Source organism: Streptomyces sp. NPDC026500 (genome assembly GCF_055567635.1).
Window position 1 is genome coordinate 25,235 of the sequence record NZ_JBVHQB010000012.1, and the last position, 23,297, is coordinate 48,531.

Below are 23,297 nucleotides of genomic sequence, written 5' to 3' on the forward strand. Positions count from 1 at the left end.
GGACGGTTCCAGGGGTGCGAGACGTGAGCAGGACCTGGAGGCGTACGAGGAGTGCTTCGGCGGCGGGAGCGCCTGAGACGGCCGGGATGCGGGAGGGCCCTGGCGCACCGCGCGCCGGGGCCCTCCCGTGCCCGGGCCCCGGGCGGTCCGGGCGTCAGGTCACTTGGTCAGCCAGCGGGCGAAGTAGCGGTACTTGGCTGTCAGTCCGACGGTCTTGGGGCCGATGGAGACGACCTGGTTCGTGGTCAGGCCCTTGCTGCCGGACCTGAAGTACCAGAGGTTGCCCTCGTACCTGTTCTCGCTGTCCGTGCTGGTGGCGAGTTCGCTTCGTCCGTCACCGTTCATGTCGATCAGGGATACCTGCGAGCCGAACATGTCGTAGGGCTCGTTGATGCCCGGCACTCCGGCCGTGTTCTGGTGCCAGGACACGGCACCGGTCGCGGTCAGTCCCTTGGACGAGCCGCGCAGCACGGTCACCGCGCCGGTCGTGCTGACCCCGGAGATGCTTTCCTGCATCACGCCGATCGCGACGTCGGCGTAGCCGTCGCCGTCGACGTCGCCGGTGTCCAAGTGGAAGCCGAACCGGTCGTACTTCTCGCCGGTGCCGGGCACCCCGGCGGTGTCCTGGCTGATGCGTACCGGCTTGCGGGTGGTGCTCACGCCTCCTGCGCTGCCGTACTGGACGACGACCGAACCACCCACGACGCCCTTGGGCTGGTAGCCCTCGAGCCCAGCGCCCAGGACGACGTCGGCGTAGCCGTCGCCGTCGACGTCCGCAAGGCTCCCCGAGTTGACCATGGTGGAGAAGTCCTTGACGGGCCCGAAGCCGTTCTTCGAACCGAGGACCAGGGAGGCATCGGCGGTGCCATAGTGCCTTCCCACGACAAGTAGGTCGAGCACGTGGTCGCCGTTGACGTCCCCGGCCGACAAACTGCCGGGCGAGATCCCGGTGTCCACGACGCTGCTCGAGGCGTACGTGCCGTCCCGGCCGAACGGTCCCCGGAACAGTCTGGTCTCCGAGTTGCCGTAGCCCAGGTCCACTCTGGCGACGAGGTCGTTCTCGCCGTCGCCGTCGAAGTCGCCCACGATCATCGGGCCGAGGGAGAACGAGAGGGGCGTGCGGCCGGAGAGCCCTTTGGGGCTGCCCCAGAAGATCGACGTCGCCGGGACCGGGCCGCTGTCGCCCACCACCAGGTCGTCGTAGCCGTCGCCGTCCAGGTCCCCTCCTGTCATCAAGTCGCCGAACTCGGAGTACGGGTCTGCGGAGTCCGAACCATCGGACAGCACCTGGTGCCGGGAGCCGCTGAGGCCCGTCTTCGCCCCGTACATCACCACGGCGTGACCGTTCGCCGAGATGCCCAGATCGCCGTAGCCGTCCCCGTTGAAGTCGGCCGACCTGCCGGCCGCCGACGCCTTGGAGCTCGGCACCGCACCGGCGGGAGTACCCGCGCCCAGCACGGCCGTGCCCAACGACATGGCCGTGACAGTGGCCAGCACAGTCAGTCTTCGAACTCTGCGCATACGTCCGCCCTTTCATCCTGCATCAGCCCATGGACACCTGTCGTTCAGATCAGGGCTGCGCCACAGGAGACCGCCGGAGGGGGCGAACGGTTGTACGGCAGGGTGGCGTCGGTGACCGATCCGTCGACCCTGTCGGGGACAGGCAGAAGGGCCGGCTCGGGAGGCATTTCCTCCCGGGCCGGCCCGTTCCGATTCCGGCGCCGTGCCACTCGCGTGCCACTACGTCCGGGTGGAGTCGTTGCCGTCCTCGCCGGAGGCGGCAGTTCGTGCGGCAGGGGCGCCTGGCGTCAGCGCCAGATCGCCTGGATCGAGTCGAACTGGACCCAGGTGATCGGGTTGCCGCTGTTGGCGCCGTAGATGGTCACGGAACCGGCGGTGTTCACCTCGAAGCGGCAGGCGTTGATGCCCTGGCTGTTGTTCCGGGGGGCCGTGGCGCGGACGTACCAGGTGGGCGGCGTCATGCCCGCCGGCAGCGTGGCGATCTTGGTGTCGGCGAGGAAGTTACCGGTGATCGCGCCGCGGGCCTGGAGGAACGTGGTGCCCAGGATGGTGACCGTGCGGACCTGCGGGGTCGCGCCGGTCTGCGCGGTGATGCCGGGCTCCAGCACCAGATCGGCCCATGCGGTGGCGTCGACGGCGGCGGCGGCCGCAGGGGTGGCGGTGGCGAGGCCGGCGACGGCGGCAGCGGCGGGCAGGCCGAGGGCGGCACCGAGGATGCTACGGCGGCTGTGGGACATGGTCGTTGGTCTCCTTGACGAGGCCGTGTGCGGAAGAGTGGCAGGTGGCGCTGGCGGGTTCAGCGCCAGACGGCGCTGAAGTTGTCGAGCTGCGCCCAGGTGATGACGTTGCTGGAGTTCCCGCCGAACAGGCGCAGTTGGCGGTCGATGCCGGCCTCGGCCCGGGCGACGCAGTAGCCGCCGACGTTGTTGCGCGGAACGTTGCAGCGCGTCGCCATGCTCGGGGAGAGCGTGTCGGGCAGGGTGCCGATGACCGCGTCGGCGTCGAAGCTGCCCTTGATCCCGCCGCTGAGCTGGAGCGTCGTGGTGCCGCTGACGCTGATGAGGCGGCCCTTGGGAGCGTTCTGGTCGACCGTGACACCGGAGGCGAGGGAGATCGTCTGCCAGTCGGTCAGCACCTTGACGCCGTCGACCTCGGGCGCGCCGGAGAACGACGCGATGGTGCAGGTGCGCGGTCCGGTGTCCTCGCAGGCGAAGCCGAAGTGGAGATACGACACACCGCTCACCACCTCGACGGTGATGCCCTCGGGCTCGCGCCACTCGAGACCCGGCGCTGCGGTGATGAACTGCCGGTCGAGAACGTTCCCGGTGGCCCACTCGAGAGCGGTGATGTAGGTGTTGCCCGGCGCCGGATTGGTGCTGCTGTAGGCCTCGCCGTTGAGCAGGTACAGCACGCCGCTGTGGGACGCGTACCCCTGGAAGGTGCCCAGACCGGTGGGCTGCGCCAGGCGCTGGAGGGGCTGGAAGACGCCCGCCGCCGCCTGGGTCAGGTCGTACCGCTCGAAGTACGTCTGGTTGCCGTTGATGGTGAACCGGACGATGAGTTCGTTGGTGCTGCGGTCGATGGTGGGGGTGACGAAGAGGGCCCCCGTCGCCGGCGTGTACGGCGTGCTGTGCAGGGAGGACCCGTAGTCCAACACCGTCCCGGACCGGAAGTCGAAGTTGGTGATGGCCGTGCCGAAGCCCTCGTTCTTCGAGTTCTTCACGGACGCCGTCTCGGTCCACAGGCGGATGACGCCGCTGCGGTTCTCGACACCCAGGTTGACGCCGTGGCCGAACCCCCGCAGGTACATGTACCCGGTGATCGCGCCCGACCGGTTGAGGCGGGTCACGCACATGTCGCCGTGGAGGTTCCGGTCGTCGTACGACACCGGACCGGACTCACCGCTGAGGGTCAGTCCGCCTTCCATCAGCTGAAGCGTGAAGATGTCGCCGGACACCGGGTCGATGCCGAACGACTGCATCACGGTTTCGTTCTTGAGCGGGCGCCGGTGGAGCAGCTTGCCCACCGGTCCCGCGATGTCTATCTGTCCTGCAAGAGTCACGCTCAACGACGCCGCTCCATCCGCACGTTACCGTGCCGTCATGTTCAATGCGGCGCAAGTGTCGCATGGGCGCTGCCGGTTCAGACGTGGGTGGTCGGCGGGCCGTGGTGTCCGGCCTGCAGCCGGGCCCCCGCAGCCGGCCGGCGACCTGCGGCGGCCATGACGGTGACGGTTAGTCATGAGCATGCTGTTAGGCTCCGGTCACGCGTGTGGGGGGAGCGGCCGGGGGGCCGGGGGAAAGCCAGGGCGCTGTCGTACGTCCCGCCATGCCTTCTTGTTGCCTTCAGGAGGAACCGTGGCCCGATTCGGCCGTCGCCGACGCGGAAACCGACTCAGACCAGCTCTCGACGCACACTCAGTACGTCGCGGCGCTCCAGCGGCTCGTACCGCGGCCGTTCTCGCGACGGTGCTCGCTCTCAGCCTCCCGCTCGCCTCCGTGCCGTTCCCGGCGGCGGCCGCGCCGCAGCCCGGTGCGGCCGGAGAGCTCGTGCTGCCCGCCGCTCCGCGTGCCGTCCCCAGAGCCACGCAGATCCTCAACGCGGGTGCCAGCGGGTTCCTTTGGGCCCAGGAGGGCGACGAGCGGCTCCTGTGGACGGACTACGCGACCGGCGCCACGACCGCACTGGAGCAGCGGCTGGACGTCCCGGTCGAGTACGACATCGACAGCGGCTACTTCCGTGCGGCCGCCTCGTTCCAGACCGGTTACTACGGGAAGGGGTCCGACACCGTCGCCCTCTACTCCGAAGAGGACGCACAGGTCACCCTCCTCCGGGGCGCGGGCACCTCGCAGACCACCAGTGTGGTGCCGGTGCCCGAGTACCACACCTACCAGGGCACCTTCGGCGACACCGTCCTCACCAGCACCAGCGGCATCAACGCAAACCCGAACGCCTACCAGTTGTGGCGCGTCCAGGGCGGAGGAGAGGTCGCGCAGACACCCGTGACCGGGCTGCCGGACGGCGCGGGGAACGTGGTCGTCGAGGACGGCGACGCCCGGTCCGTCATCCTCCGCTACAGCACCGGTGACAACGAGTCGGGCTGGAGCCACTGGGGCATCGTCGACCTCTCCACCGGCGTGTTCAGCACGCTGCCCGACCGGGTCGATCCCGAGAACGGCTGGGAGGTGACCGGCTTCCGGCTGGGCACCGACTCGGTCCTGCGGCTGCGCAGCGGGCGCAGCAAGGCGGACCTGTACGACCGTGACGACCTGTCCGCAGAGCCCCGTACCTTCGACACGGGTGCCCTGAGCTACCAAGCCGCGTACGGGATCGTCGGCGACAAGCTGCTCGGCGTCGAACCGGTGGCGCCCGGCGACAACAAGTACCGGGGCCAGCCGCTGTGGGCCCTGACGTCGGACGGTACGGACACCGACATGACGAAGGTCATGGATCCGGCCGCCCAGCAGATCGTCCAGGCGCCGGACGGGTCCGTCCTCGTGGCGGGCGCCGATCGGTACGTCGAGCAGGGCGACCTCGACTGGGGTGTGTACCGGATCGGCCGGACGGCCGACGGCTCGGTCACCCGCAGCCGCCTGACCGCCGTGCAGCCGATGCCCGCGCAGATCAACGGCCTCTCGCTCGGCAGCGGCATCCTCACCACCGCCGACAACAGCACGCTGTACGAGCCGAACACGATCCTCGGCGCCTATCGCAGCACCTGGCTCACCACGAGCGGCACCCCGAGCGTCGTCAGGACGAGCGTGGACGGGTTGGTCAGCGGTTCGGACGGCGACTGCACCGGCGGTGCCACCCGCTGCATCCAGATGTTCGCCGACGGCACCGGCCGCCACGGCCGGCGCGACTCCACCGAGTCCGGCCTCACCATGCTGCGCGCCAACGGCTCCACCGGCTGGGGCCCGACCCTCGACACGGGCGACGACAGCCCTGAGCTCCAGGACCTCTCCGGGCGGCACGCGGTCGTGGACGGCGCCTCTTCCGGCAACCAGTACATCGGTGAGTTCGCCGACGGTTCGGCGGGCAAGGTCCTGCAGAAGCGCGACCGGGTCGCGGCGACCGTCTGGGGCGACACCCTGTGGAGCGGCGCCACCACGGGAGGCAAGGTCACGGCCACCCGGCTCCCGGCCGGCGCCGCGGTGGAGTCCTTCACCACCCGCAACGGCTGCACTCCGTCCAGCCTTCAGGCCGTGGGCCGCTGGGTGTACTGGAGCTGCGTGGACGCCTGGGGCACCGTCAAGGGTTCGGGCGTCTACGACCGTACGGCGAAGCGCACCGCCACCGCCCCGGCGGGCAGGGTCCTGCTCGGTGACGGCTACCTCGTCGTGCGCGTCGGCGGCATCGAGTCGGACAGCGGGCTGAAGCTCGTCGACCTGCACGGCGGGCTGCCGTCCAGCGGCGATTACACGGCTCTGCCGAGCCGCAAGCTCGCCGACTGGACCGACCTCGGCCGGGACAACGTGGGCGTGGGCACGACCTGGACCGTGGACCGGTTCGGCGGCGGCGTCGCCTACGCCGACCGCGAGCAGCGCGTCCACCTCGTACCGACCGGCGTTCCGGCATCCGCTCTGTCGGCCATCGACTCCACGGTCACCGCCGGGGCCGCGAGCTGGTCCGGCGCCTGGTGGCTGTCGAAGCCCGCGGCCTCCTGGAAGGTGACCATCCGCAGCAAGGCGTCCGGTGCCACCGTGCGTACCGTGTCCGGGTCCGCCGCCGCCGGTTCGCTGAAAGCCGCCTGGGACGGCAAGGACTCCGCGGGCCGTCTCGTCACCAACGGCGCCTACACCTGGACGCTCACCGCTCCGCCCGCCGACGGACAGGGGGCCGCACTCACCCTCTCCGGGACCATCGGGGTGACGGCCGGAGCGGCGGCACCGCGCGACTACGCGGGGAAGGACGGAGTCGGCGACCTCCTCACCCTCAACTCCTCCGGCGCCCTCACCATCCAGCGCGGCACCGGCACGGGCACGCTGGGCGGCAAGGTCTCCGGTTCCGGCTGGCCGACCACCGCGAGGTTCGTGCCCTTCGGCGACCTCAGCGGTGACCGCTGCAACGACGTCCTGGTCCGGCTGAGCAGCGGCGCCCTGCGCGCCTACCGCCCGGCTTGTGGATCGGCGCCGACGCCCTCGACGCCGTACACCTCACTCGGTACGTCCGGCTGGAGCCAGTACGACGTGCTGACCTCGCCGGGGGACGTCAGCGGCGACGGCCGTCCCGACCTGATCACGCGCGAGACGTCCACCGGGGCGGTGTACCTGTTCAAGGGGACGAGCGCGGGGACGCTGTCGGCGCGGGTGAAGCTGTACGGCAACTGGAAGACGTACAAGAAGGTCGTCGGGGCCGGTGACCTGAACGGGGACGGTATCGGCGACCTTCTCGCTCAGGACGCGTCGAACAACCTGTACCGGTACTACGGCAAGGGCAACGGCACGTTCGGTGCCGGCGCGAAGGTGTTCTCCGCCTGGGGTGCCGCCTACAACGCGGTGGTGGGAGTCGGCGACATCACCGGCGACGGCAAGGCGGACCTCGTCTCGCGCGACACCGCAGGCAATCTGTACCGCAACAGCGGCGACGGCAAGGGGTCGTTCGGCGGGCGCGCGAAGATCGCGACGGGCTGGCAGGGGTACCGGGCCGTCATCTGACGAAGATCGACCTCATGACACCGCCGACGGGCCCCGGGCAGGTCGGTGGTGAAGTCGACGGGCGGCCCCGGCAGCAATGCTGTCGGGGCCGCTCCATGAAGCGTCGGCTGCCTGAGGCACTCATGCGCGGCCCGGACGTCGTGCCCCTATGCGGCACCGCTGATTTCGGGGGCGATGAAGCGCCGGTGGAGCGGGCTGAAGGCGGTCTCGGGTTCACCGGTCATGCCGGCCTTCTGGATCGCGGGTGCGAGCCGTTCGGCGAAGAAGGCCTCGAACGCCTCCTGGGATTCCCAGACGTCGGTGACGTGCAGTCCCTGGGCGTCGAACCAGGCCACGTGCATCTGACCACCGGCCGCCGGCACCTGTTCCCAGTCGACCGCGTCCCGCACGGTGTCGTACTGCTCCGGCGTGACTCCCGCCCAGTGCATCGACATCACCATTGCCATGTCCAGCCCCTTACTGCTCGTAGTGGTGTACGCCGTTCTCGGACCAGCAAACATCCACTCGCGGCGGCACACACCTCCACGACGGCCAAAGGCGTTCCCCTGCTGGTGCCGAGCACCGAGATCGTTCCACCCGCCGAGCCGTACCGGACAGAGCGCGCGGAGGCACACCGGCGCCTGCGCAAAGCCCCGTACGCTCGCTCAAGTCCTCCACTCCCGGGGCCGCCCGCAGGATCGCTGTCGGGCCGGCCTCAGGCAGAAGCGGTAGACGTCTGCGCACGGCGTTCCGCGAGTGAATACTGGGCAAGGGAGCAGGTACTTGAACGAGGTCGGGGGAACACGGAGTTGAGGTGCGATGGGAGACGAGCGGCGGGGTCCTGACCCGGCGGATCTTGTGGTGGCCGGCTGTGGGTGGCTGCTCATCGTGGCCGTCATCGCGTCGCCGGGGCTCCTGCTGAACGACGGGCCGCTGACGGCGTACATGGCCGTCGTCGGCGGCGTGACCGGGCTTCTGTGGGTGCGCAAGAGGCTGTATCGCTGACGGCTCCCGTCGGCCTCGGCCCTCGGCCTCGGCCCCACCAGGCCCCGCCTCCGTGCGGAGAAGGGGCCGGGCCCTGTGCCGGAGAGAGGGCCCGGCGCGTCCGGACATGCCGAACGAGACGCGCGAGCCCCCGCCCGCCCCCTCAGTGGTTGCGGTCGCTTTCGTACAACCTTTTGCGGCTCAGGTGGAGTTCACCTCGGATTGCCGTTCCCTTGGGGTGGACGGCTCCGGGTGTCGGTGATCCGGGGGCGCCGGACGGCGGCGGAGCAGCGATGGGGCCAGGGTCAACGTCACGGCGATCGAGCCGGCGGCCATGACCGTCATCGCCGTTCCGGGCGAGGCGAGTTGGGCGATACCGCCCGCCAGTGCCGCGCTCACGCCCTGCATCGTGAGCATGCCCGCCGTGTGGAGCCCCAGGGCGTGGCCGCTGAGCTCGTCGGGGATCAGGGCCACCAGCCGCTCCTGCTGGATCAGGCTCGACCCGAAGCCGATCGAGGCGACGGCGACGAGGCCGGCGGCCACGGCCACGCTCGGACGGAGGGCGAAGAGCAGGTAGGGGGTCGCGAGCAGCAGCAGGAACGGGATGCCCAGACGGGCGCGCACCCGGGGCGGCAGCAGGCGGCCTGTCATCACGTCCCCGACGAACATGCCGAGCGCCGCGAACGCGAACAGCGCGCCGGCCCGGCTCGGCGCGTACGACACGTACAGCGATTCGCAGCCCACGACCAGGCCGTTCGGCACCCAGAGCAGGAGATAGAGGGTGCGGCGTTCCGGTGAGGAGAAGAGGCGGGCGTTCGTGCGCCAGGTCCGGGCGATGGACGGGCGGCCCAGGGCGCGGGGTGCGCGGGGTGTCAGGCCGACCCGCGCGGTGAGGGCCGCGGCCAGGTACAGCCCGGCCGCCAGGAGGAGCGTGACGCGCGGGGACAGCAGGGCCACGAGGACGCCACCGGTCGCGTATCCGGTGATCTGGGCGATCCCGTTCATCATGTTGAACACCGAACGCCCCAGCAGATAGCCCTCCTTGGCGAGGATCTCGTTCAGCAGGCCCCACAGGACTCCGCCGCCGAAGGACTGGATCAGGCCGAGGAGCAGGAGAACGACGAAGATCGCCCAGACCGGCAGACCGGGAATCGCCATGGCCGCCGTGCCGAGCCCGAAGAACAGCGCGATGCCCGCCACCGTCGCGCGCGGCGGCAGCCGGTCGGCGGCCGAGAGCATGGTGGTCGCGCCGACCATCTGGGCGAGCGAGGGACCGAACATGCTGAGCGCGGTGAGCAGCGGCGAATCGGTCGCCCGGTACACCAGGGTTCCGAGGGCCAGACCGCTCACCGTCGAGGCGGCGGTTCTGAAACAGGAGGACAGGAAGAGCGGGGTGAACTCCCGCGTGCGGAAGAGCTCGGAGTAGCTGCGCATGCGGGGAGTCTGGGGGGCCGTACGGGCGGTCGATATTGTTTCGCGCAGGGGCGAAACCTCCGGTGAGCCGGGCGGAAAGGGGTGGGGCCATGGGCTGGTGGCAGGTGAACGCCGACACACTCGCCGGGAGCCGTTTCGTGCTGTCGCCGCTCGCCGAGACGTTCGCCTGTCTGAAGCTGCTGCACGCGGGGACCGCCACGCACCCCGGTGAGCGCGCCTGGCTGGGCGTCCATCTGCCGGCGTACCGGAAGCGGCTGGCCGCCGACCCCGTCACCGCGCTCCTGGTGCGCTGCGGGCTCGGGCCGGAGTGGATCGCCGACTTCCTGACCCCGACCCCGTACGGCGACGAGACCTTCGAGACCGAGGTCGCCCGGGTGCGGGAGGCCTCGGCCCGGGATGCCCGTGCCCATCTCGCCCGCTCGGTCGGCGGCCCGCTGCCCGCCGGTCTCGCGGACCGCGACGATCTGCCCGAGCGGGCCGCCGCGCTGCTCACCGCCGTCTGGGTGGAGTCCGTACGTCCTGACTGGGAAAGGCGGCGGCGCGTCCTGGAGGCCGATGTGGTGGCGCGCACCGCGCAGCTCAGCCAGGGCGGCTGGGCGGCGGCGCTGGACGGGCTGCGGCCGGGGACGCGCTGGCTCGGCGGCAACCGGCTCCAGGTCAACCTCCACGAGTACCCGCCGCGCGAGATCTCGGGCGCCCAGCTCGTCTTCGTGCCCGTCACGCCGAAGGCCGGGTGGGTGTCCTGGGAGGAGTCCCGCCGCTACGCCGTGGTCTACCCGTGCACGGGGGCGCTGGCCGACGTACGGGCCGCGGCGGTGCCGGAGAGTCTCGGGGTACTTCTCGGGACGGCCCGCGCCGGTGTACTCGTCCGCCTCGACTCGCCCCTGTCCACCAGTCAGCTGGTCGCCGTGACCGGGCAGGGGCTGGGGTCGGTCGGGCGGCATCTGCGGGTGCTGCTGGACGCGCGGCTCGTGGAGCGGCGGCGGGCGGGACGGTCGGTGCTGTACTCGCGGACGGCCGCCGGTGAGGTGCTTGTCACAGCGCAGGGCGAGGGACGGACAGCCGGGACCGGCGAGGCCGCCATCTACCGGAGTTAGCATCCGTTTATGACTACTGACAACTCTGTGCTCGACGTCGAGATCGGGGCCCTCCAGGGGGGCTCCGCCGCTCTGTCCCAGTACGCGGGCAAGGCCGTCCTCATCGTGAACGTGGCCTCCAAGTGCGGGCTGACCCCGCAGTACGCCGGTCTTGAGCAGCTGCACGCGCGCTACGCCGACCAGGGCTTCACCGTCCTCGGCGTGCCCTGCAACCAGTTCCTCGGGCAGGAGCCCGGCAGCTCCGAGGAGATCGCCGAGTTCTGCTCCGCGACCTACGGTGTGACCTTCCCGATGACCGAGAAGGTCGAGGTGAACGGCGACGCGCGGCACGGACTGTACGAGCGTCTGGTGGGCACCGCCGATGCCGAGGGGCACTCCGGCGACATCCGCTGGAACTTCGAGAAGTTCCTGATCGGGCGCGACGGCGCGGTCGTCGGCCGTTTCTCCCCGCAGACCGAGCCTGAGTCGGCCGAGCTCGTCTCCGCCGTGGAGAAGGCGATCGGCTGAGCCCTGCCGTTGACCTTGCCCCTGGGGCAAGGGGGAGCGTCCCTGTCACCGGGCGGAAGGCGCCCGGTGACGGAGGATGACAGGGTGGACAAGGACCTGCTCACCATCGGCGCGTTCGCCTCGCGGGCGCGGCTCTCGGCGAAGGCCCTGCGGCTGTACGACCGGCTGGGGCTGCTGCCCCCGGCGTACGTCGACGAGGTCAGCGGCTACCGCTACTACCGCGCCGAGCAGACCGAACGGGCCCGGCTCGTCGCGCTGCTGCGCCAGCTGGACATGCCGCTGGCCCGGATCGCGGACGTGGTGGAGGCGCGCGGTGCCGACGCGGCCGCGCTGCTGGCCGCGTACTGGGACGGTGCCGAGGCCCGGTTCGCTTCGCAGCGGGCGCTCGCCGACTACCTCCGTGGACGTCTTTCCGGGAGGAGTTCCGAGATGTACGAGAAGTTCGCCGTCGAGACCGCCGAGGTGCCCGAGCAGGTCGTGCTGGCCGAGAAGCGGCACGTCCTGGCGCCCGAGCTGCCGGTGTGGATCCCCGGCTCGCTGGGGCGGCTGGAGGAGGGCGCCCGGGAGGCCGGGGGTGTCACGGGGCCGCCCTTCGTCGTGTACTACGCCGAGGTCAGCGCGGAGAGCGACGGACCGGCGGAGGCGTGCGTGCCGGTCGCCGACGAGGCCGCGGCACGGGCCTGGGCACAGCGCCAGGGCCGGGCCACCGGGGCCGAGGTCCGGGTCGAGCCGGCCCGGCGCATCGCCTATGTCCGCATCACCAAGGCCCAGGTCGCCCACCCGCAGATCCTCGCCGCCTTCGAGGCGGTCGAGAGCTGGGTCGCCGAGCGGGGACTGTCCGTCGACGGCCCGTGCCGGGAGATCTACTTCGCCGACTGGGACGCGGCGGGGCCCGAGGACGCGGTGTGCGATGTGGCGTTCCCGGTGAAGTGAAGTGAAGTGGTGTTCCCGGTGAGTGAAGTGGCGTTCGCGGTGAAGTGAAGTGGTGTTCCCCGTGACGTGAAGTGCGTGAGGTGCGTGAAGTGATGGGCGCGGTGTGGCGCGGTCGCCGCGCCGCGCCCACCTTCGTGTGGTGCAGCGCCCACCTTCGTGTGACATTGCGGGCGTCACGCCCGGCAGCCGTGTACGAGTGGGAGTTTCGGTGGTCTCGTCCCCTCTCGGGAGTTCGCTGTGCCTTCTGTCGCTTCCTCGGTCAACGTTCTCGCCCCGGCGCCGGGAGGCGGGGCATCGACGGAAGTGGCGGAGCACCGGCTCTCGTGGCGGGGCTACACCTACACCGCCCGGGTCGCCCGGCACGGCACCCCCGTCACGGAGCCGCTGCTCGTGCTCGGCGGGTCGGACCAGACGCGGTACTCGTGGACGCGGCACGAGCGGTGGCTCGGGGAGCTCGGGACCGTCGTCACGGTGGATCTGCCCGGGTTCGGGGACGCGGACTTCCTGCCCGCCGAGCACGGGATCGACTTCCTCGCGGAGTGCGCGGGGCACATGCTGCGCGAACTCGGGCTCGGCCCGGTGAACCTCTACGCGGGGTGCTACGGCGGCGCGGTCGGGCTCCGGCTCGCCCAGCGGTGTCCGGAGCTGCTGCGCCGGGTCGCCGTGCAGGGGATGTCGGACCACATTCCGGGCTGGTTCGCCGAGGCGCTGGTGGGATGGGTGCGGCTCCTGGAGGAGGGGCGCGTCGAGGAGACCGCCGAGGAGTTCGTACGGTGCTTCGTGCCGCCGCCCGGCGACCGCACCGTACGCAAGCACGCCGCGCTGACCCGGCTGATGTACCAGCAGTTCGCGGCGCAGACCCCGCGCGACGTCGCCGTGACGGTCGAGCGGAACCGGCGGCTGCTGGCCCACGAGTGGTACCGGCGCGCGCGTCCCCGCCGTCCCGTATCTCGTGTTCACCGGCGAGCACGACACCCTCACCACGCCCGACCTGGTCCGCTCCGTGGCGGCGGACCTGCCGGGCGCGTGCTTCACCACGATCGCGGAGTGCGGCCATCTGGCCCATCTCCAGCGGCCCCAGGACTTCTGCGACCTGCTCGTCCGGTTCTTCCGCGACCAGCGACCGGAGGACGCGGGCCTGTCGTACTGCGGGCCGTTCGAGCGGTTCTAGTGCCGGTCGCGGCACCGGCGGCAGGGGCTCAGCGCAGCTCCTCCGGGCACGGTGTCCCCCGCGGGAGCTGGTACGGCGCCGCGAGCCGGTAGGTGCCCGGCTTCGGGGCCAGCAGCTCCGTCCACGTGTCGCCGGCCGCGGTCTCCTCCGTCGGCATCAGACAGCCGTTGAGGTTGTCGTACGTCTTCGGGGTGCCTTCCGCGCGGCCCTTCGACGCCTTCGTCTCCCGCGGCGGCTTCAGGCTCTTTCCGTCCGCGTCGACGATGCTCAGCCACGGCGAGTACGGGATGCGGATGAGGATGCGGCCCGCCTCCTTCACCTCGATGGTCAGCTCGCCCTGCTCGGCCAGGTCGACGACGGCGTGCGGCTCGGCGAGCGGGGTGGGGTCGGTGACGGTGAAGAGCTGCCAGTTGGCGTCGCCCCAGATCTGCCGGAGATAGGGCATGCCCCGCTGGACGAGCTCACGTTCGCGCTGGCCGCCGTCGCCGTCCGGTTCGCCCTTGGGCAGCACGACGTAGCGGATGGCCCAGCGCTGGAGCCACTCGTGGTAGTTCGCGGAGTTGAGCGTGTCGTCGTAGAAGAGCGGGTTGCGCTCCATGTCGGCCTGCCGGTTCCAGCCGCGGGCCAGATTCACGTAGGGGGCGAGGGCGGAGGCCTCGCGGTGCGAGCGGGCCGGGACCACCTCGACACGGCCCTTCTCGGCGTCCACGAGCTGGAGCTGGTTGACGAGCGGGGCCAGCTCGCGCGCCCAGGACGCCGCCGGGGTCGTGTGCACGATGTCGTCGACCGTCTTGAAGCCGATCCAGCCGGTGAACGCGGTGAAGGCGATGACGGTGGTGTACCACTTCCGTGACTTCGGCACGGTGAAGGGCAGCGCGGCGATCAGGGCGACTCCCGCGAACAGCATCGCGAGGCGCGTGATGTTCGAGCCGATCTGGGAGCTGATCAGCCAGACGAGGAGCACCGCGAGGCCGTACACCGCCGCCGTGATCCGTACCGTCGTCCACTCCTTGGGCACCACGTAGTAGACGGAGGCAGCGGCCGCGAACGGCAGGATGACCGAGAAGAACGTCATCGGCTGGGTGCCCGAGAAGGGGAACAGCAGGGCCGAGAGCCCGACCACGACGGTCGGGGCGATGCCGAGGGCGTAGGCACCGGGGCGGCGCCTCTGGAGGAACATGGCCGCGGCCAGCAGGCCCACGAACAGTCCGGCGACCGGTGAGGCGGCCGTCGCGAGCGCGGCCAGCGGCGCCGCGCACAGGGCTTTCGCCCAGCGTTTGTAGCGCCAGCGGTGGGGCCAGCAGAAGACGACGGCGACCGCGCCGAGCGAGAACGCCGTGCCGAGGCCGTACGTCACCCGGCCGGAGATCGCGTTGCAGACCAGCGCGAAGATGCCCGCGAGCGAGGTGGCGATCGGGTTCCGGACGACTCGGCTGCGCACGAGGATCATCGTCAGCAGGCCCGCCGAGAGCGTCCCGGCGATCATCATCGTCGTCCGGACGCCGAGCACCGACATCAGATACGGCGACACCACGCTGTACGAGACCGGGTGCATTCCGCCGTACCAGGCGAGGTTGTACGCCGAGTCCGGGTGCCGGCCGACGAACTCCGCCCAGGCGTCCTGCGCCGCCAGGTCACCGCCACTGTTCGCGAAAGTGAAGAACCACACGATGTGGAGCACGCCGGCGAGGGCGGTGAGGAGAAGGACGGGATAGCGGCGGAAGAGGTCCGTCGGCGCGGCGCCGATCGACGCGAGCGGCTCGGTCCCGCGGGGCTCCTCGGCGTCGTCACCGCCTCCGGCCGCGTCTCCGGCTACATCTGCGTCTACGCCTGCGCCCGCGTCACGGACCGCCTCGCGGGTGCTGCCGTGCAGCGGTATTCGCGGGCCCGTTCCCTGGCCCGGATCGGCGTCGTCGGCGTGTGTCGGCTCCGCTGTCGCCACTGCAAGGTTCTCCCCGTGTCCCGTTGTCCGTTCTGGGCCGGGACCCGCGGCTCGCGAGCAGCCCCGATTAGCGCGACGCTAGCACGCACACCGCCGGACGGCTCCCGAGTGGGGCGCCGTCCGGCGGAGTGCGGTGCGGGTGCCGCTCCCCGCTGTACGTCACCGATGCGTGCGCTCGTACGTCATCGGTGTGCGCGTCCGCTCAGCCGACGCGGGTCAGCTTCGCGCCGAGGCCGGGCTCGGCGAGGTCCGACTTGAGCGCGACGGGGATCCTCACGGCGTCGCTGGAACCGTCGCCGACCCTCAGCTCGCCGACGACCGTACCCGCCTTGCCGGTGTGCGGAACCACGTCCTTGCCCTCGCCGATCGACAGCTCGGTCTTCAGACCGGGCCAGCCGACCGCCGTCATGTTCCTGGTGGCGACGACCGGGGTCCGGCCGCCGAGCTGGTCGTCCACATAGCCGACGACCTGGCCCTTCTTCACCACCGTGGCGGTGGTCAGGCTCTTCTGGACCTTGTCGATCAGCTTCTGGCTGTTGACGAGCGCCAGGTGGAGGCTGTCCCAGACCTTGCCGGTGCCGGCGTCCTGGTTCATCACCGCGCCGTAGATCGTCTGCGTCTTGCCGTTCACGGTCTTGGTCGCTGCCCACACCAGGTTGCCGCCCGCGGGCGTCGACGAACCGGTCTTCAGGCCGATCACGCCGACCTGCTGCACCAGCAGGTCGTTGTTGTTGTAGATCGGCGTGTCGAGACCGGGGATCTTCGCGCTGGCCATCCCGACGATGCTGCGGAACGCGTCGTTCTTCATGACCTTCTTGGCCAGCTTGATCTGGTCGGTGGCCGTGCTGACCGTCGTCTTCTGCAGACCGCTCGGGTCCGTGTACGTCGAGTTCGTCATGCCGAGGTCCTTGGCCGCGGCGTTCATCTTGGCGACGAAGCTCGCGTTGTCGGAGTCCCAGCGGGCCAGCAGCCGCGCCACGTTGTTGCCGGAGGGGATCATCAGCATCTGGAGCATCTGACGCTCGGTGAACTGCTGGCCCTTCGACATGGCCGCCGTCGACTCGTCCGGCAGCTTCGACTCGTCCTCGGCCTGCTGGTCGACCGTGATCTTCTCGCCGTCCTCGTTCCCCTTCAGCGGGTGCTCCTGAAGGATCACGTACGCCGTCATGATCTTGGCGACGCTCGCGGTGGGGGACGGGGTCTGCTTGCCGTCGGTCCCGAGGCTGCCCACGCCGTCCACCTCGATCGCGGACTGGCCCTGACCGGGCCAGGGCAGGTCGAGGGTGCCGCCGCCGAAGGTGTACGTCTGATCGGCGGTGAGCGTGAGACCCGGCGTCGGCAGCGGACGGAAGGCCTGCGCGACTGCAAAGACCACCGCGAGCAGCAGGACCAGCGGCGTCCAGATCTTGACGCGCCGCACGAGCGTCCGGACCGGGGTCTGCGGCGGCGGCGGAGTGTTCGTCAGCTCGGCCAGCAGGTCCAGCGGGGGCTTCGGCGGAAGCGGCAGCTGGGTGGTGCGCTCGGGGCCGACCTGCTGGATCGCCGCGGTGGCCGCCGCAGGTCTGTCGGTGCTCCCCGGGGTGGGCGCGGGCTTCGGCTGCGCCTGGCCGCCGGGCTCGTCGAGCGGCTTGAGGGCGACGAACCTGCTGGTCCGCTCGGGATCAGCGGCGGGCTTGGCACCCCACTTGGTGGCAGGCCGCTCGCCGGCGGAGCGCTCGGTGGCCTTGGCGGCGGGCTCGTCGGTGGCGTCCTTCGGCCCGGACGCGGGCTTCCCGGCTGCCGGGCTCCGGGTGGCGCCGCCCAGCTTGAGCATGGTGGTGGGCTGGTCCACGGCCGGAGGCCGCGGGGCCTTGAAGATGGCGGTGGGCTGATCGACGGGGGGCTCGGGGGCGGATTCCGCGTCCGGGGCTTCGTCGGTCTCCGTGTCCGGGGTCTCGTCGGTCTCCGCGTCCGGAGTCTCGTCGCCGTCGGAATCCGAGTCGCTGACGGACCGGCCCTCGGGCGCGGTCCGAAGCTTGTCCGCGGGGGCCTCGGGCAGGTCCTCGGTCGCGGGTACGGCCGCTCGTGCCGAGGGGGCTGCGGGCCGGTCCTCGCGCTCGTCGTCCGGCGCGGCCTCGGGCTCGTCCTCGGGAACGGCCTGGATCTCGTCCTCGACCGCGGGCTCGGGTTCGTCCTCGGTCTCGTCCTCGGTCTCGGGCGCGGCCTTGGAGGCGGCCTCTGCGGCCTCGGAAGCGGCCTTGGAGGCGGCTCGGGACGCGAGAGCGGCGTCCAGCGCCGACGTCGGGCCGGGCTCGTCCTCGGGCCCGTGCGCCACGGGAGTCTCACCGGAGGCGGCTTCCGGCTCCTGGTCGGCCTCGGGCTCCTCGTCGGTGTCGGGCTCTGCGGAGGTGCGGATATCGATGTCGAGGTCGGCGGCGGGTTCGGCGGCGGCCTCCTCGTCCGTGTCGGACGCCACGTCCGAGGCGTCGGAAGCGTCGGACGTGTCCTCGGCCCTCCCCGACGTCGCGGGCTCGCGCGGCTCCTCGGCAGGCTCCGCCTCGGCGTCGCCGCCCTCGGCGTCGTCAGCCGGCTCCGTGCCGTCCGTGTCCGCGTCGGTCCCGTCGGCGTCGTCGTCGGTGCCTTCGGCGTCGTTCGTGGCGCCGTCACCGTCCTCGGGTTCGCCGGCGCCCTCGGATCCGGTGTCGGTGTCGGTCGCGTCCGCCGGAGCGGGCTCGTCCGATCCGGCGACCCACGCGGCCACCGCCGCGCGGAGCCGGGTGTCGCCCTCGGCGGTCTTGCCACCGGCCGCGTCGGCACCGTCGGCGGACTCGGAGGTCCGCTCCGACTCCGCCGTGCGGGAGGCGTCCGCCGACAGCGCCTTCGTGGAGAACACCGCCGTCGCCTGATCCACCCGTACCGTGGCGGCCCTTTCACGGGCCATCGCCATTCGGGGGTCGGCCGGGGCCGAGCTCTGGGTCGACGTCGACGCCGCCGCGCCCGCCCGCGCCGGACTCGGAACCGACGCCGGGGTCACCGGCGTCGCTTCTGCCGACGACGCCGACGACTCGTGCTGCTTCGACCTGTCGGGGGACTCGCCCGCCACCGATGCCTCCTCCATGCGGCGCACGCCCTCCGCGCGCCGAAAACGAACCGTCAAACCCTTGAACCGCCGCCCGGACACCGCTGTCCGAACCATGTACCAGTGTCCTGTGTGAGGGCTTGACCCCTGCGGTAGACGAGAACGACATACCTGCCGGTTCCCTCATATTCCGGTCACGCGCCCTCGACAGACCAATGTGAGAGGGGTCACCCTGTCATTCATCCACGCGGGGAGGCATGGATGGGCAAGAGCCGCAGAACAATTCCGGAGGAGCTTCTGCTGCTGGCGTTGGACCCGGCCACGGGTACCACCGCGCAGCCGCAGTCGCTCGACCTCGGCCTGGCCGGAGCACAGCTAGTGGAGCTGGCGCTGGCCGGACGGATAGCCCCAGACGGGGATCGTATCGCCGTGGTGGTGCCACGGCCGACCGGAGATCCAACACTGGACTGTGCGTTGGAACTGCTTCGCCGACGCGGAGCACCCGTACGCGCGGTCAACTGGATTGGCGGACCCCGCCTGGGGCTTCGCCAGACCTACCTTTCGCATCTGGAGAGGTGCGGCATGGTCCATGCCGTGGCCGGCCAGATGTGCGGGGTGCTTCCGACGACTCGCTATCAAGCGACGGACACGGATATCAGCAGGGAGATCAGAACCCGGCTGGACAACGCGATCCGCACCGGCGTCCCGCCGGACCCGCGGACCGCGGCGCTCGCCGCGCTGGCCCATGCGGTCGGTCTCGGCAAGCACCTGTATCCGGGGAACGAGGGACGATCGTCCCGCTCCCGGCTGCGGGACCTGATCAGGCACGACCCCATGGGCGGCCTCGTGGCACACGCCGTGATGGACGTTCAGAACGGTGTGGCCGCACAGCCACGCCGCAGCCCGGCACCGGCAGGCCGTCCGGCCACCGCCGGAGTCAGGTCCGCACCGGAGACCGCGCGCGGTGTTCCGATGCAACCGCGTCATGGTTCGATGGCGCGCGCCGTGGTGCACTGAGCCGCAGCCCCACGGCGGCCCGCCGCACCACCGCAATGCCGGCAGTACCGCAGCACCCGCAGTTCCCACAGCACCCGCACCGCCAGCACCGCCGCAAGACCTGAGCGCCGCACCGCAGTCCCCATGATCCGGTTCGGGAGCCGCCGGCTCGCGCGGGGTGGCTGAGACCGTACGTCCGGACGACGACACGGTCCCACCGCCCCGCGCGACCGCATCCGAGGAGAGCATCTCTCCAAGGGGACCACGTCCGCCGCCGCGGCCGGTCGGCCCGGGGTACCTCAGCAGCGATCTCCTGCATCCTTCACGGGAGTTCGCGGGGTCCGGGAGGACCGCGCACGGTCGCGTATACACGCCGAATCTGCGAACTTGCGCCCACCCGACGCATATACGCCGTTTCCCAGCGGTAGAAAGCACCTTGGTGGCAATCTGCTCAACAGCAGATACGCAAAGTACAGGCCCGCAGCCGGAGGTGCACGTCCCGTGGCGTCAAGTGTCAATCCCACCGTCCGGCGGCGCCGGCTGGGCCAGGAGCTGCGACGGCTCCGCGAGCTCAAGGGCATGACGGCCGAAGAGGTCGCCGAGCGCCTGCTGGTCTCGCAGTCGAAGATCAGCCGCCTGGAGAACGGCAGGCGCAGTATCAGCCAGCGCGACGTCCGCGATCTGTGCGGCGTCTACGAGGTCGAGGACCACCGGATCGTCGACTCGCTGATGCAGATGGCCAAGGACTCGCGCCAGCAGGGCTGGTGGCACTCCTTCGGCGACATCCCGTACAGCGTCTACATCGGCCTGGAGACCGACGCCGCGAGCCTGCGCGTGTACGACCCGCAGGTCGTCCCGGGTCTGCTGCAGACCCGGCAGTACGCCGAGGCCCTGATCGCGGGGGCGTTGCCGGAGACCGCGCCCGCCGACATCGACAAGCGCGTTCAGGTACGACTGAAGCGGCAGGAACGAATCTCCGCCCCGGACAACCCGCTGCGCCTGTGGACCGTCCTCGACGAGTCCGCCCTGCGCCGCGCCGTCGGCAACCGTTCCCTGATGCGGGACCAGCTGGAGTACCTCGTCGAGCAGTCCCAACTGCCGCACGTCACCGTGCAGGTGATCCCCTTCGACATGGGCGCGCACCCGGGCCTGAACGGCCAGTACGCGATCCTGGAGTTCCCCGACGCGGCCGACTCCAGCGTCGTCTACATCGAGGGCGTGACCAGCGACCTCTACCTGGAGAAGGCGAACGACGTCCAGAAGTACAGCGTGATGTACGAGCATCTGCGGGCGCAGGCCCTGAACGTGGAGCAGTCGCGTCACTTCATCGCGGAGATCGCGAAGGACTACGCGCGCTGAGCGGTCCGGGGGCGGCCTCGCGAGGCCGCCCTCGCCGATGAGTGGCCGGACCCTACACTGTCGCCGCCCCGGCATGGAAGACCCCCATGGAATATGCCATCCAGTCGAGTGAATAGTCGCTTCGTCAGCCGATGTTGGCGAGTAGCGTCGATCACGCCACCGAGCAACAACGTTGGCGCAATCCGGACTGCGGGTTTCCTGACGGATCCGCAGTCCGGTGACAGCGCGTCGACGGCTTCGTTGGCGGCAACTCATCGAAGAACGACTGTTTTCTGGAGCGATCATGGCAATTCAGCAGGGCGCCACCGACACCTGGACCAAGTCTTCCTACTCCACCGGCAACGGCGCCTGCGTCGAGGTCAAGTCCCCGGTTTTCTCGGCGATGGCCGTACGGGACTCCAAGGTCCCCGCCGGACCCACGCTCGCCTTTCCCGCGGACGCGTGGAACACCTTCGTGGCCGAGGTGAGCCGAGGGTCCTCCGACCTCGTCTGACCCCACCATGACCGGCACAACTTCATACGCTCCACCGACAGAGCCCTCTCGACCGGCCCGCCGTCCTGGCCGAGGGGGCTCGGCCCATTTTTTTGGGGCTCGGTTCGCCTCCGGGGCGCAGAAGCCGGTGTCCTTCGGCTCACTCGCCGCAGGGCACCCTTCTAGCGCAGGCGGTCCACGTACGTGTCCGTTCCCGGCACGGTGGGGATGAACGGGGCCACCAACTCCACTCGCCCCAGGCCCGATTCGGCCACCGCTTCGTCCAGGCCCGTGAAGCGTTCCTCCCAGCACTCGCGCGGATCCGTCTCCAGGAACCACAGCAGGGTCAGCCGGGTATCCACGCCCTCGACCTGCTTGACGTAGGTCATCCGGTCGCCGGGGAGCGGCGTCGGCCGGAAGAGGGTGACGAGGGCGGCGGGCGAGCCGTCGAGCCGCCTGGGCAGATGGCGGGAGCGCAGCCACTCCAGCAACTCGGCGCGCCGGTCGGCGGATTCGGCGTCGACGACCTCGACCACGAGTCCCGCGTAGGGGTGGTCGAGGGCGTGGAAGTCGCGGGGGCCCGCGGCGCCGTCGCGGTAGACGGTGGCCTCGTGGTCCTGGAAGGCCGTGAAGACGTGCGTACGGTCCTGGTAGACGCGGCCGTCGCGGTTGAGCCGCTTGTTGATGCCGACGGTCCACTTCATGTGGTCGTCGTAGCGGCCGTCGGTGACCCAGTAGGTGGAGAGGTAGCAGCCCGCGGTGACCGGCTGGGCGACCGCCGACTTCTCGGGGTAGCGCAGCAGCTGGAGGTCGCGGGTGGCCACCCAGCGGCGTCCGGCGTACATCCAGGGCATGGCCATCGCGCCAGCGTAGTAGTGGTCGTCCTCGTACCAGCGGTTGTAGGCGTACTCGTGGCCCGGGTGCGGCTCGACCATGGTGATCAGGGCGTGGCCCGGGTGGACGCCGTACGGGCCGAGGGCGGCCAGTTCCGCGTAGGTCTCGCTGCGGGTCTCCTCCGACATGACGAACCCCTTCCTCGGTGGAACGTGCGCGGGACTTCCTTCCTCCGCCGGACGCCCATACTCTGACGCCCCGTCAGACAATGCGCCAGAGCTGGGGAGGCCTCGGATGTCACTGCTCACCGGCAGGACCGTGGTGGTGTCGGGTGTCGGGGCCGGACTCGGCCATCAGGTCGCGGCGGCCGTGGTGCGCGACGGAGGCAACGCGGTGCTCGGGGCGCGCACGGAGGCGAATCTGGCCAAGTCGGCGGCGGACCTGGACCCGGACGGCGCGCACACGGCGTTCCGCGCGACGGACATCACCGACGAGGGGCAGTGCGACGCGCTGTCGGCGCTCGCGGTCGAGCGTTTCGGGCGGATCGACGCCGTGGTCCATGTCGCCGCCTGGGACAGCTACTTCGGCGGTCTGGAGGACGCCGACTTCGCGACCTGGCAGTCGGTCATCGACGTGAACCTGCTCGGCACGCTGCGGATGACCCGCGCCTGCCTGCCCGCGCTGAAGGAGCGCGGCGGTTCGGTCGTCATCATCGGCACGCAGTCGTCGGTCGCCGCGCCGAGCCAGGTGCGGCAGGCGGCGTACGCGGCCTCGAAGGGCGCGCTGACGAGCGCGATGTACTCCCTGGCGCGGGAGCTCGGGCCGCACCGGATACGGGTCAACACCGTACTGCCCGGGTGGATGTGGGGCCCTCCCGTCGAGGCGTACGTGCAGTTCACGGCGTACACCGAGCAGGTGCCCGAGGCGGACGTCCTGAAGCGGCTCACCGAGCGGATGGCCCTGCCCGAGCTGGCCACGGACGGGGACGTCGCGGACGCCGCGGTGTTCCTGGCGTCCGACCGTTCACGGGCGATCACGGGCCAGTCGCTGCTCGTGAACGCGGGCGAACTCATGCGGTAGGCGGTACGGCCGGCGCGGCCCCTCTCCCAGACGCACGGGACCCGCATCCCGTACGGCTGTCGACTTGTCGTTGCTGTTGTGGGTCTGACGAAGTGCCCGCTCATGGTGTGGTCCACGTCACGAGCACGACAACCGCCCGACGGGTAAAGTAGAAGCAAAATCGTTCTGCTTTCTGATCTGTGTTCATATCTGTGACCGCGCAAGGTCTTGACCGGCCGGTCGGACGAGCGGTTCAATCCCCGAAGTCCCCGCTCCCGCACGGGGGCGCCGCCC

Annotated in this window: 18 protein-coding genes; 10 read left to right on the plus strand and 8 right to left on the minus strand. The window is 70.7% G+C overall.

Going from position 1 to position 23,297, the window contains the following annotated elements:
• Nucleotides 1–159: 159 nt before the first annotated feature.
• From ACZ4N5_RS22195 to ACZ4N5_RS22205, 3 genes are all read right to left on the minus strand, one after another.
• Nucleotides 160–1,476, minus strand: coding sequence for an FG-GAP and VCBS repeat-containing protein (locus ACZ4N5_RS22195; RefSeq protein ID WP_467758787.1), 1,317 nt, complete (start codon nucleotides 1,474–1,476; stop codon nucleotides 160–162).
• A gap of 332 nt (nucleotides 1,477–1,808) precedes the next feature.
• Nucleotides 1,809–2,258 (minus strand): hypothetical protein, encoded by a 450-nt coding sequence (locus ACZ4N5_RS22200; RefSeq protein WP_467758788.1) that lies wholly within the window; start codon nucleotides 2,256–2,258, stop codon nucleotides 1,809–1,811.
• A gap of 59 nt (nucleotides 2,259–2,317) precedes the next feature.
• Nucleotides 2,318–3,583: a phage baseplate protein gene (locus tag ACZ4N5_RS22205; RefSeq protein WP_467758980.1), complete on the minus strand. Its 1,266-nt coding sequence runs from the start codon at nucleotides 3,581–3,583 to the stop codon at nucleotides 2,318–2,320.
• Nucleotides 3,584–3,989: 406 nt separating this feature from the next.
• Between ACZ4N5_RS22205 and ACZ4N5_RS22210 the strand changes: the two genes are divergently transcribed.
• Nucleotides 3,990–7,178: an FG-GAP-like repeat-containing protein gene (locus ACZ4N5_RS22210; RefSeq protein ID WP_467758789.1), complete on the plus strand. Its 3,189-nt coding sequence runs from the start codon at nucleotides 3,990–3,992 to the stop codon at nucleotides 7,176–7,178.
• Between the two features lie 146 nt (nucleotides 7,179–7,324).
• On the opposite strand, the gene ACZ4N5_RS22215 is transcribed toward ACZ4N5_RS22210, so the two are convergent.
• Entirely contained in the window at nucleotides 7,325–7,624 is a 300-nt protein-coding gene (locus ACZ4N5_RS22215) for a hypothetical protein (RefSeq protein ID WP_467758790.1), read from the minus strand.
• Nucleotides 7,625–7,976: 352 nt separating this feature from the next.
• Here ACZ4N5_RS22215 and ACZ4N5_RS22220 point away from each other — a divergent pair, with 352 nt between their 5' ends.
• Complete coding sequence (locus tag ACZ4N5_RS22220; RefSeq protein WP_467758791.1) at nucleotides 7,977–8,162, plus strand: hypothetical protein; 186 nt, start codon at nucleotides 7,977–7,979, stop codon at nucleotides 8,160–8,162.
• Between the two features lie 180 nt (nucleotides 8,163–8,342).
• On the opposite strand, the gene ACZ4N5_RS22225 is transcribed toward ACZ4N5_RS22220, so the two are convergent.
• Complete coding sequence (locus ACZ4N5_RS22225; protein ID WP_467758792.1) at nucleotides 8,343–9,575, minus strand: MFS transporter; 1,233 nt, start codon at nucleotides 9,573–9,575, stop codon at nucleotides 8,343–8,345.
• 89 nt (nucleotides 9,576–9,664) lie between these two features.
• On the opposite strand from ACZ4N5_RS22225, the gene ACZ4N5_RS22230 reads away from it, so the two are divergent.
• The 4 genes from ACZ4N5_RS22230 (at nucleotide 9,665) to ACZ4N5_RS22245 (ending at nucleotide 13,375) form a co-directional block, all read left to right on the plus strand.
• Nucleotides 9,665–10,672 (plus strand): ArsR/SmtB family transcription factor, encoded by a 1,008-nt coding sequence (locus tag ACZ4N5_RS22230; RefSeq protein ID WP_467758793.1) that lies wholly within the window; start codon nucleotides 9,665–9,667, stop codon nucleotides 10,670–10,672.
• Between the two features lie 9 nt (nucleotides 10,673–10,681).
• Nucleotides 10,682–11,179 carry a glutathione peroxidase gene (locus ACZ4N5_RS22235; protein ID WP_467758794.1) on the plus strand — a complete coding sequence of 166 codons (498 nt, stop codon included), beginning with the start codon at nucleotides 10,682–10,684 and terminating at the stop codon, nucleotides 11,177–11,179.
• Between the two features lie 66 nt (nucleotides 11,180–11,245).
• Nucleotides 11,246–12,112 carry a MerR family transcriptional regulator gene (locus tag ACZ4N5_RS22240; RefSeq protein WP_467758795.1) on the plus strand — a complete coding sequence of 289 codons (867 nt, stop codon included), beginning with the start codon at nucleotides 11,246–11,248 and terminating at the stop codon, nucleotides 12,110–12,112.
• Between the two features lie 237 nt (nucleotides 12,113–12,349).
• Entirely contained in the window at nucleotides 12,350–13,375 is a 1,026-nt protein-coding gene (locus tag ACZ4N5_RS22245; RefSeq protein WP_467758796.1) for an alpha/beta fold hydrolase, read from the plus strand.
• Here ACZ4N5_RS22245 and ACZ4N5_RS22250 read toward each other — a convergent pair.
• Together ACZ4N5_RS22250 and ACZ4N5_RS22255 are read right to left on the minus strand one after the other, a co-directional pair.
• Nucleotides 13,312–15,225, minus strand: a complete 1,914-nt coding sequence (locus tag ACZ4N5_RS22250; protein WP_467758797.1) for an MFS transporter — start codon at nucleotides 15,223–15,225, stop codon at nucleotides 13,312–13,314. The two genes, ACZ4N5_RS22245 and ACZ4N5_RS22250, sit on opposite strands and share 64 nt — an antisense overlap.
• 202 nt (nucleotides 15,226–15,427) lie before the next feature.
• Nucleotides 15,428–18,322 carry a D-alanyl-D-alanine carboxypeptidase gene (locus ACZ4N5_RS22255; protein ID WP_467758798.1) on the minus strand — a complete coding sequence of 965 codons (2,895 nt, stop codon included), beginning with the start codon at nucleotides 18,320–18,322 and terminating at the stop codon, nucleotides 15,428–15,430.
• Nucleotides 18,323–18,544: 222 nt separating this feature from the next.
• Between ACZ4N5_RS22255 and ACZ4N5_RS22260 the strand changes: the two genes are divergently transcribed.
• The 3 genes from ACZ4N5_RS22260 to ACZ4N5_RS22270 all read left to right on the plus strand — a co-directional run bounded on the left by ACZ4N5_RS22260 (nucleotide 18,545) and on the right by ACZ4N5_RS22270 (nucleotide 21,131).
• Entirely contained in the window at nucleotides 18,545–19,300 is a 756-nt protein-coding gene (locus ACZ4N5_RS22260; protein WP_365871693.1) for a GOLPH3/VPS74 family protein, read from the plus strand.
• Between the two features lie 480 nt (nucleotides 19,301–19,780).
• Nucleotides 19,781–20,638 (plus strand): helix-turn-helix domain-containing protein, encoded by an 858-nt coding sequence (locus ACZ4N5_RS22265; protein WP_355847345.1) that lies wholly within the window; start codon nucleotides 19,781–19,783, stop codon nucleotides 20,636–20,638.
• 283 nt (nucleotides 20,639–20,921) lie between these two features.
• The gene (locus ACZ4N5_RS22270; RefSeq protein ID WP_467758799.1) at nucleotides 20,922–21,131 is read left to right on the plus strand and encodes a DUF397 domain-containing protein; all 210 of its coding nucleotides are present in this window, start codon (nucleotides 20,922–20,924) and stop codon (nucleotides 21,129–21,131) included.
• A gap of 161 nt (nucleotides 21,132–21,292) precedes the next feature.
• Here the strand turns inward: ACZ4N5_RS22270 and ACZ4N5_RS22275 are convergent, their stop codons facing one another.
• Complete coding sequence (locus ACZ4N5_RS22275; RefSeq protein WP_467758800.1) at nucleotides 21,293–22,132, minus strand: hypothetical protein; 840 nt, start codon at nucleotides 22,130–22,132, stop codon at nucleotides 21,293–21,295.
• A gap of 106 nt (nucleotides 22,133–22,238) precedes the next feature.
• Here ACZ4N5_RS22275 and ACZ4N5_RS22280 point away from each other — a divergent pair, with 106 nt between their 5' ends.
• A complete protein-coding gene (locus ACZ4N5_RS22280) occupies nucleotides 22,239–23,024 on the plus strand; it encodes an SDR family oxidoreductase (RefSeq protein WP_467758801.1) in 786 nt (261 codons plus the stop codon).
• Nucleotides 23,025–23,297: the final 273 nt, after the last annotated feature.

Excerpts from the sequence above, each read along its gene's own strand:
- ACZ4N5_RS22195 (WP_467758787.1), bottom strand. The coding sequence starts at position 1,476 with ATGTCGTTGGGCACGGCCGTGCTGGGCGCGGGTACTCCCGCCGGTGCG.
- ACZ4N5_RS22200 (WP_467758788.1), bottom strand. The coding sequence starts at position 2,258 with ATGTCCCACAGCCGCCGTAGCATCCTCGGTGCCGCCCTCGGCCTGCCC.
- ACZ4N5_RS22215 (WP_467758790.1), bottom strand. The coding sequence starts at position 7,624 with ATGGCAATGGTGATGTCGATGCACTGGGCGGGAGTCACGCCGGAGCAG.
- ACZ4N5_RS22220 (WP_467758791.1), top strand. The coding sequence starts at position 7,977 with ATGGGAGACGAGCGGCGGGGTCCTGACCCGGCGGATCTTGTGGTGGCC.
- ACZ4N5_RS22225 (WP_467758792.1), bottom strand. The coding sequence starts at position 9,575 with ATGCGCAGCTACTCCGAGCTCTTCCGCACGCGGGAGTTCACCCCGCTC.
- ACZ4N5_RS22230 (WP_467758793.1), top strand. The coding sequence starts at position 9,665 with ATGGGCTGGTGGCAGGTGAACGCCGACACACTCGCCGGGAGCCGTTTC.
- ACZ4N5_RS22235 (WP_467758794.1), top strand. The coding sequence starts at position 10,682 with ATGACTACTGACAACTCTGTGCTCGACGTCGAGATCGGGGCCCTCCAG.
- ACZ4N5_RS22255 (WP_467758798.1), bottom strand. The coding sequence starts at position 18,322 with ATGGAGGAGGCATCGGTGGCGGGCGAGTCCCCCGACAGGTCGAAGCAG.
- ACZ4N5_RS22260 (WP_365871693.1), top strand. The coding sequence starts at position 18,545 with ATGGGCAAGAGCCGCAGAACAATTCCGGAGGAGCTTCTGCTGCTGGCG.
- ACZ4N5_RS22270 (WP_467758799.1), top strand. The coding sequence starts at position 20,922 with ATGGCAATTCAGCAGGGCGCCACCGACACCTGGACCAAGTCTTCCTAC.
- ACZ4N5_RS22275 (WP_467758800.1), bottom strand. The coding sequence starts at position 22,132 with ATGTCGGAGGAGACCCGCAGCGAGACCTACGCGGAACTGGCCGCCCTC.
- ACZ4N5_RS22280 (WP_467758801.1), top strand. The coding sequence starts at position 22,239 with ATGTCACTGCTCACCGGCAGGACCGTGGTGGTGTCGGGTGTCGGGGCC.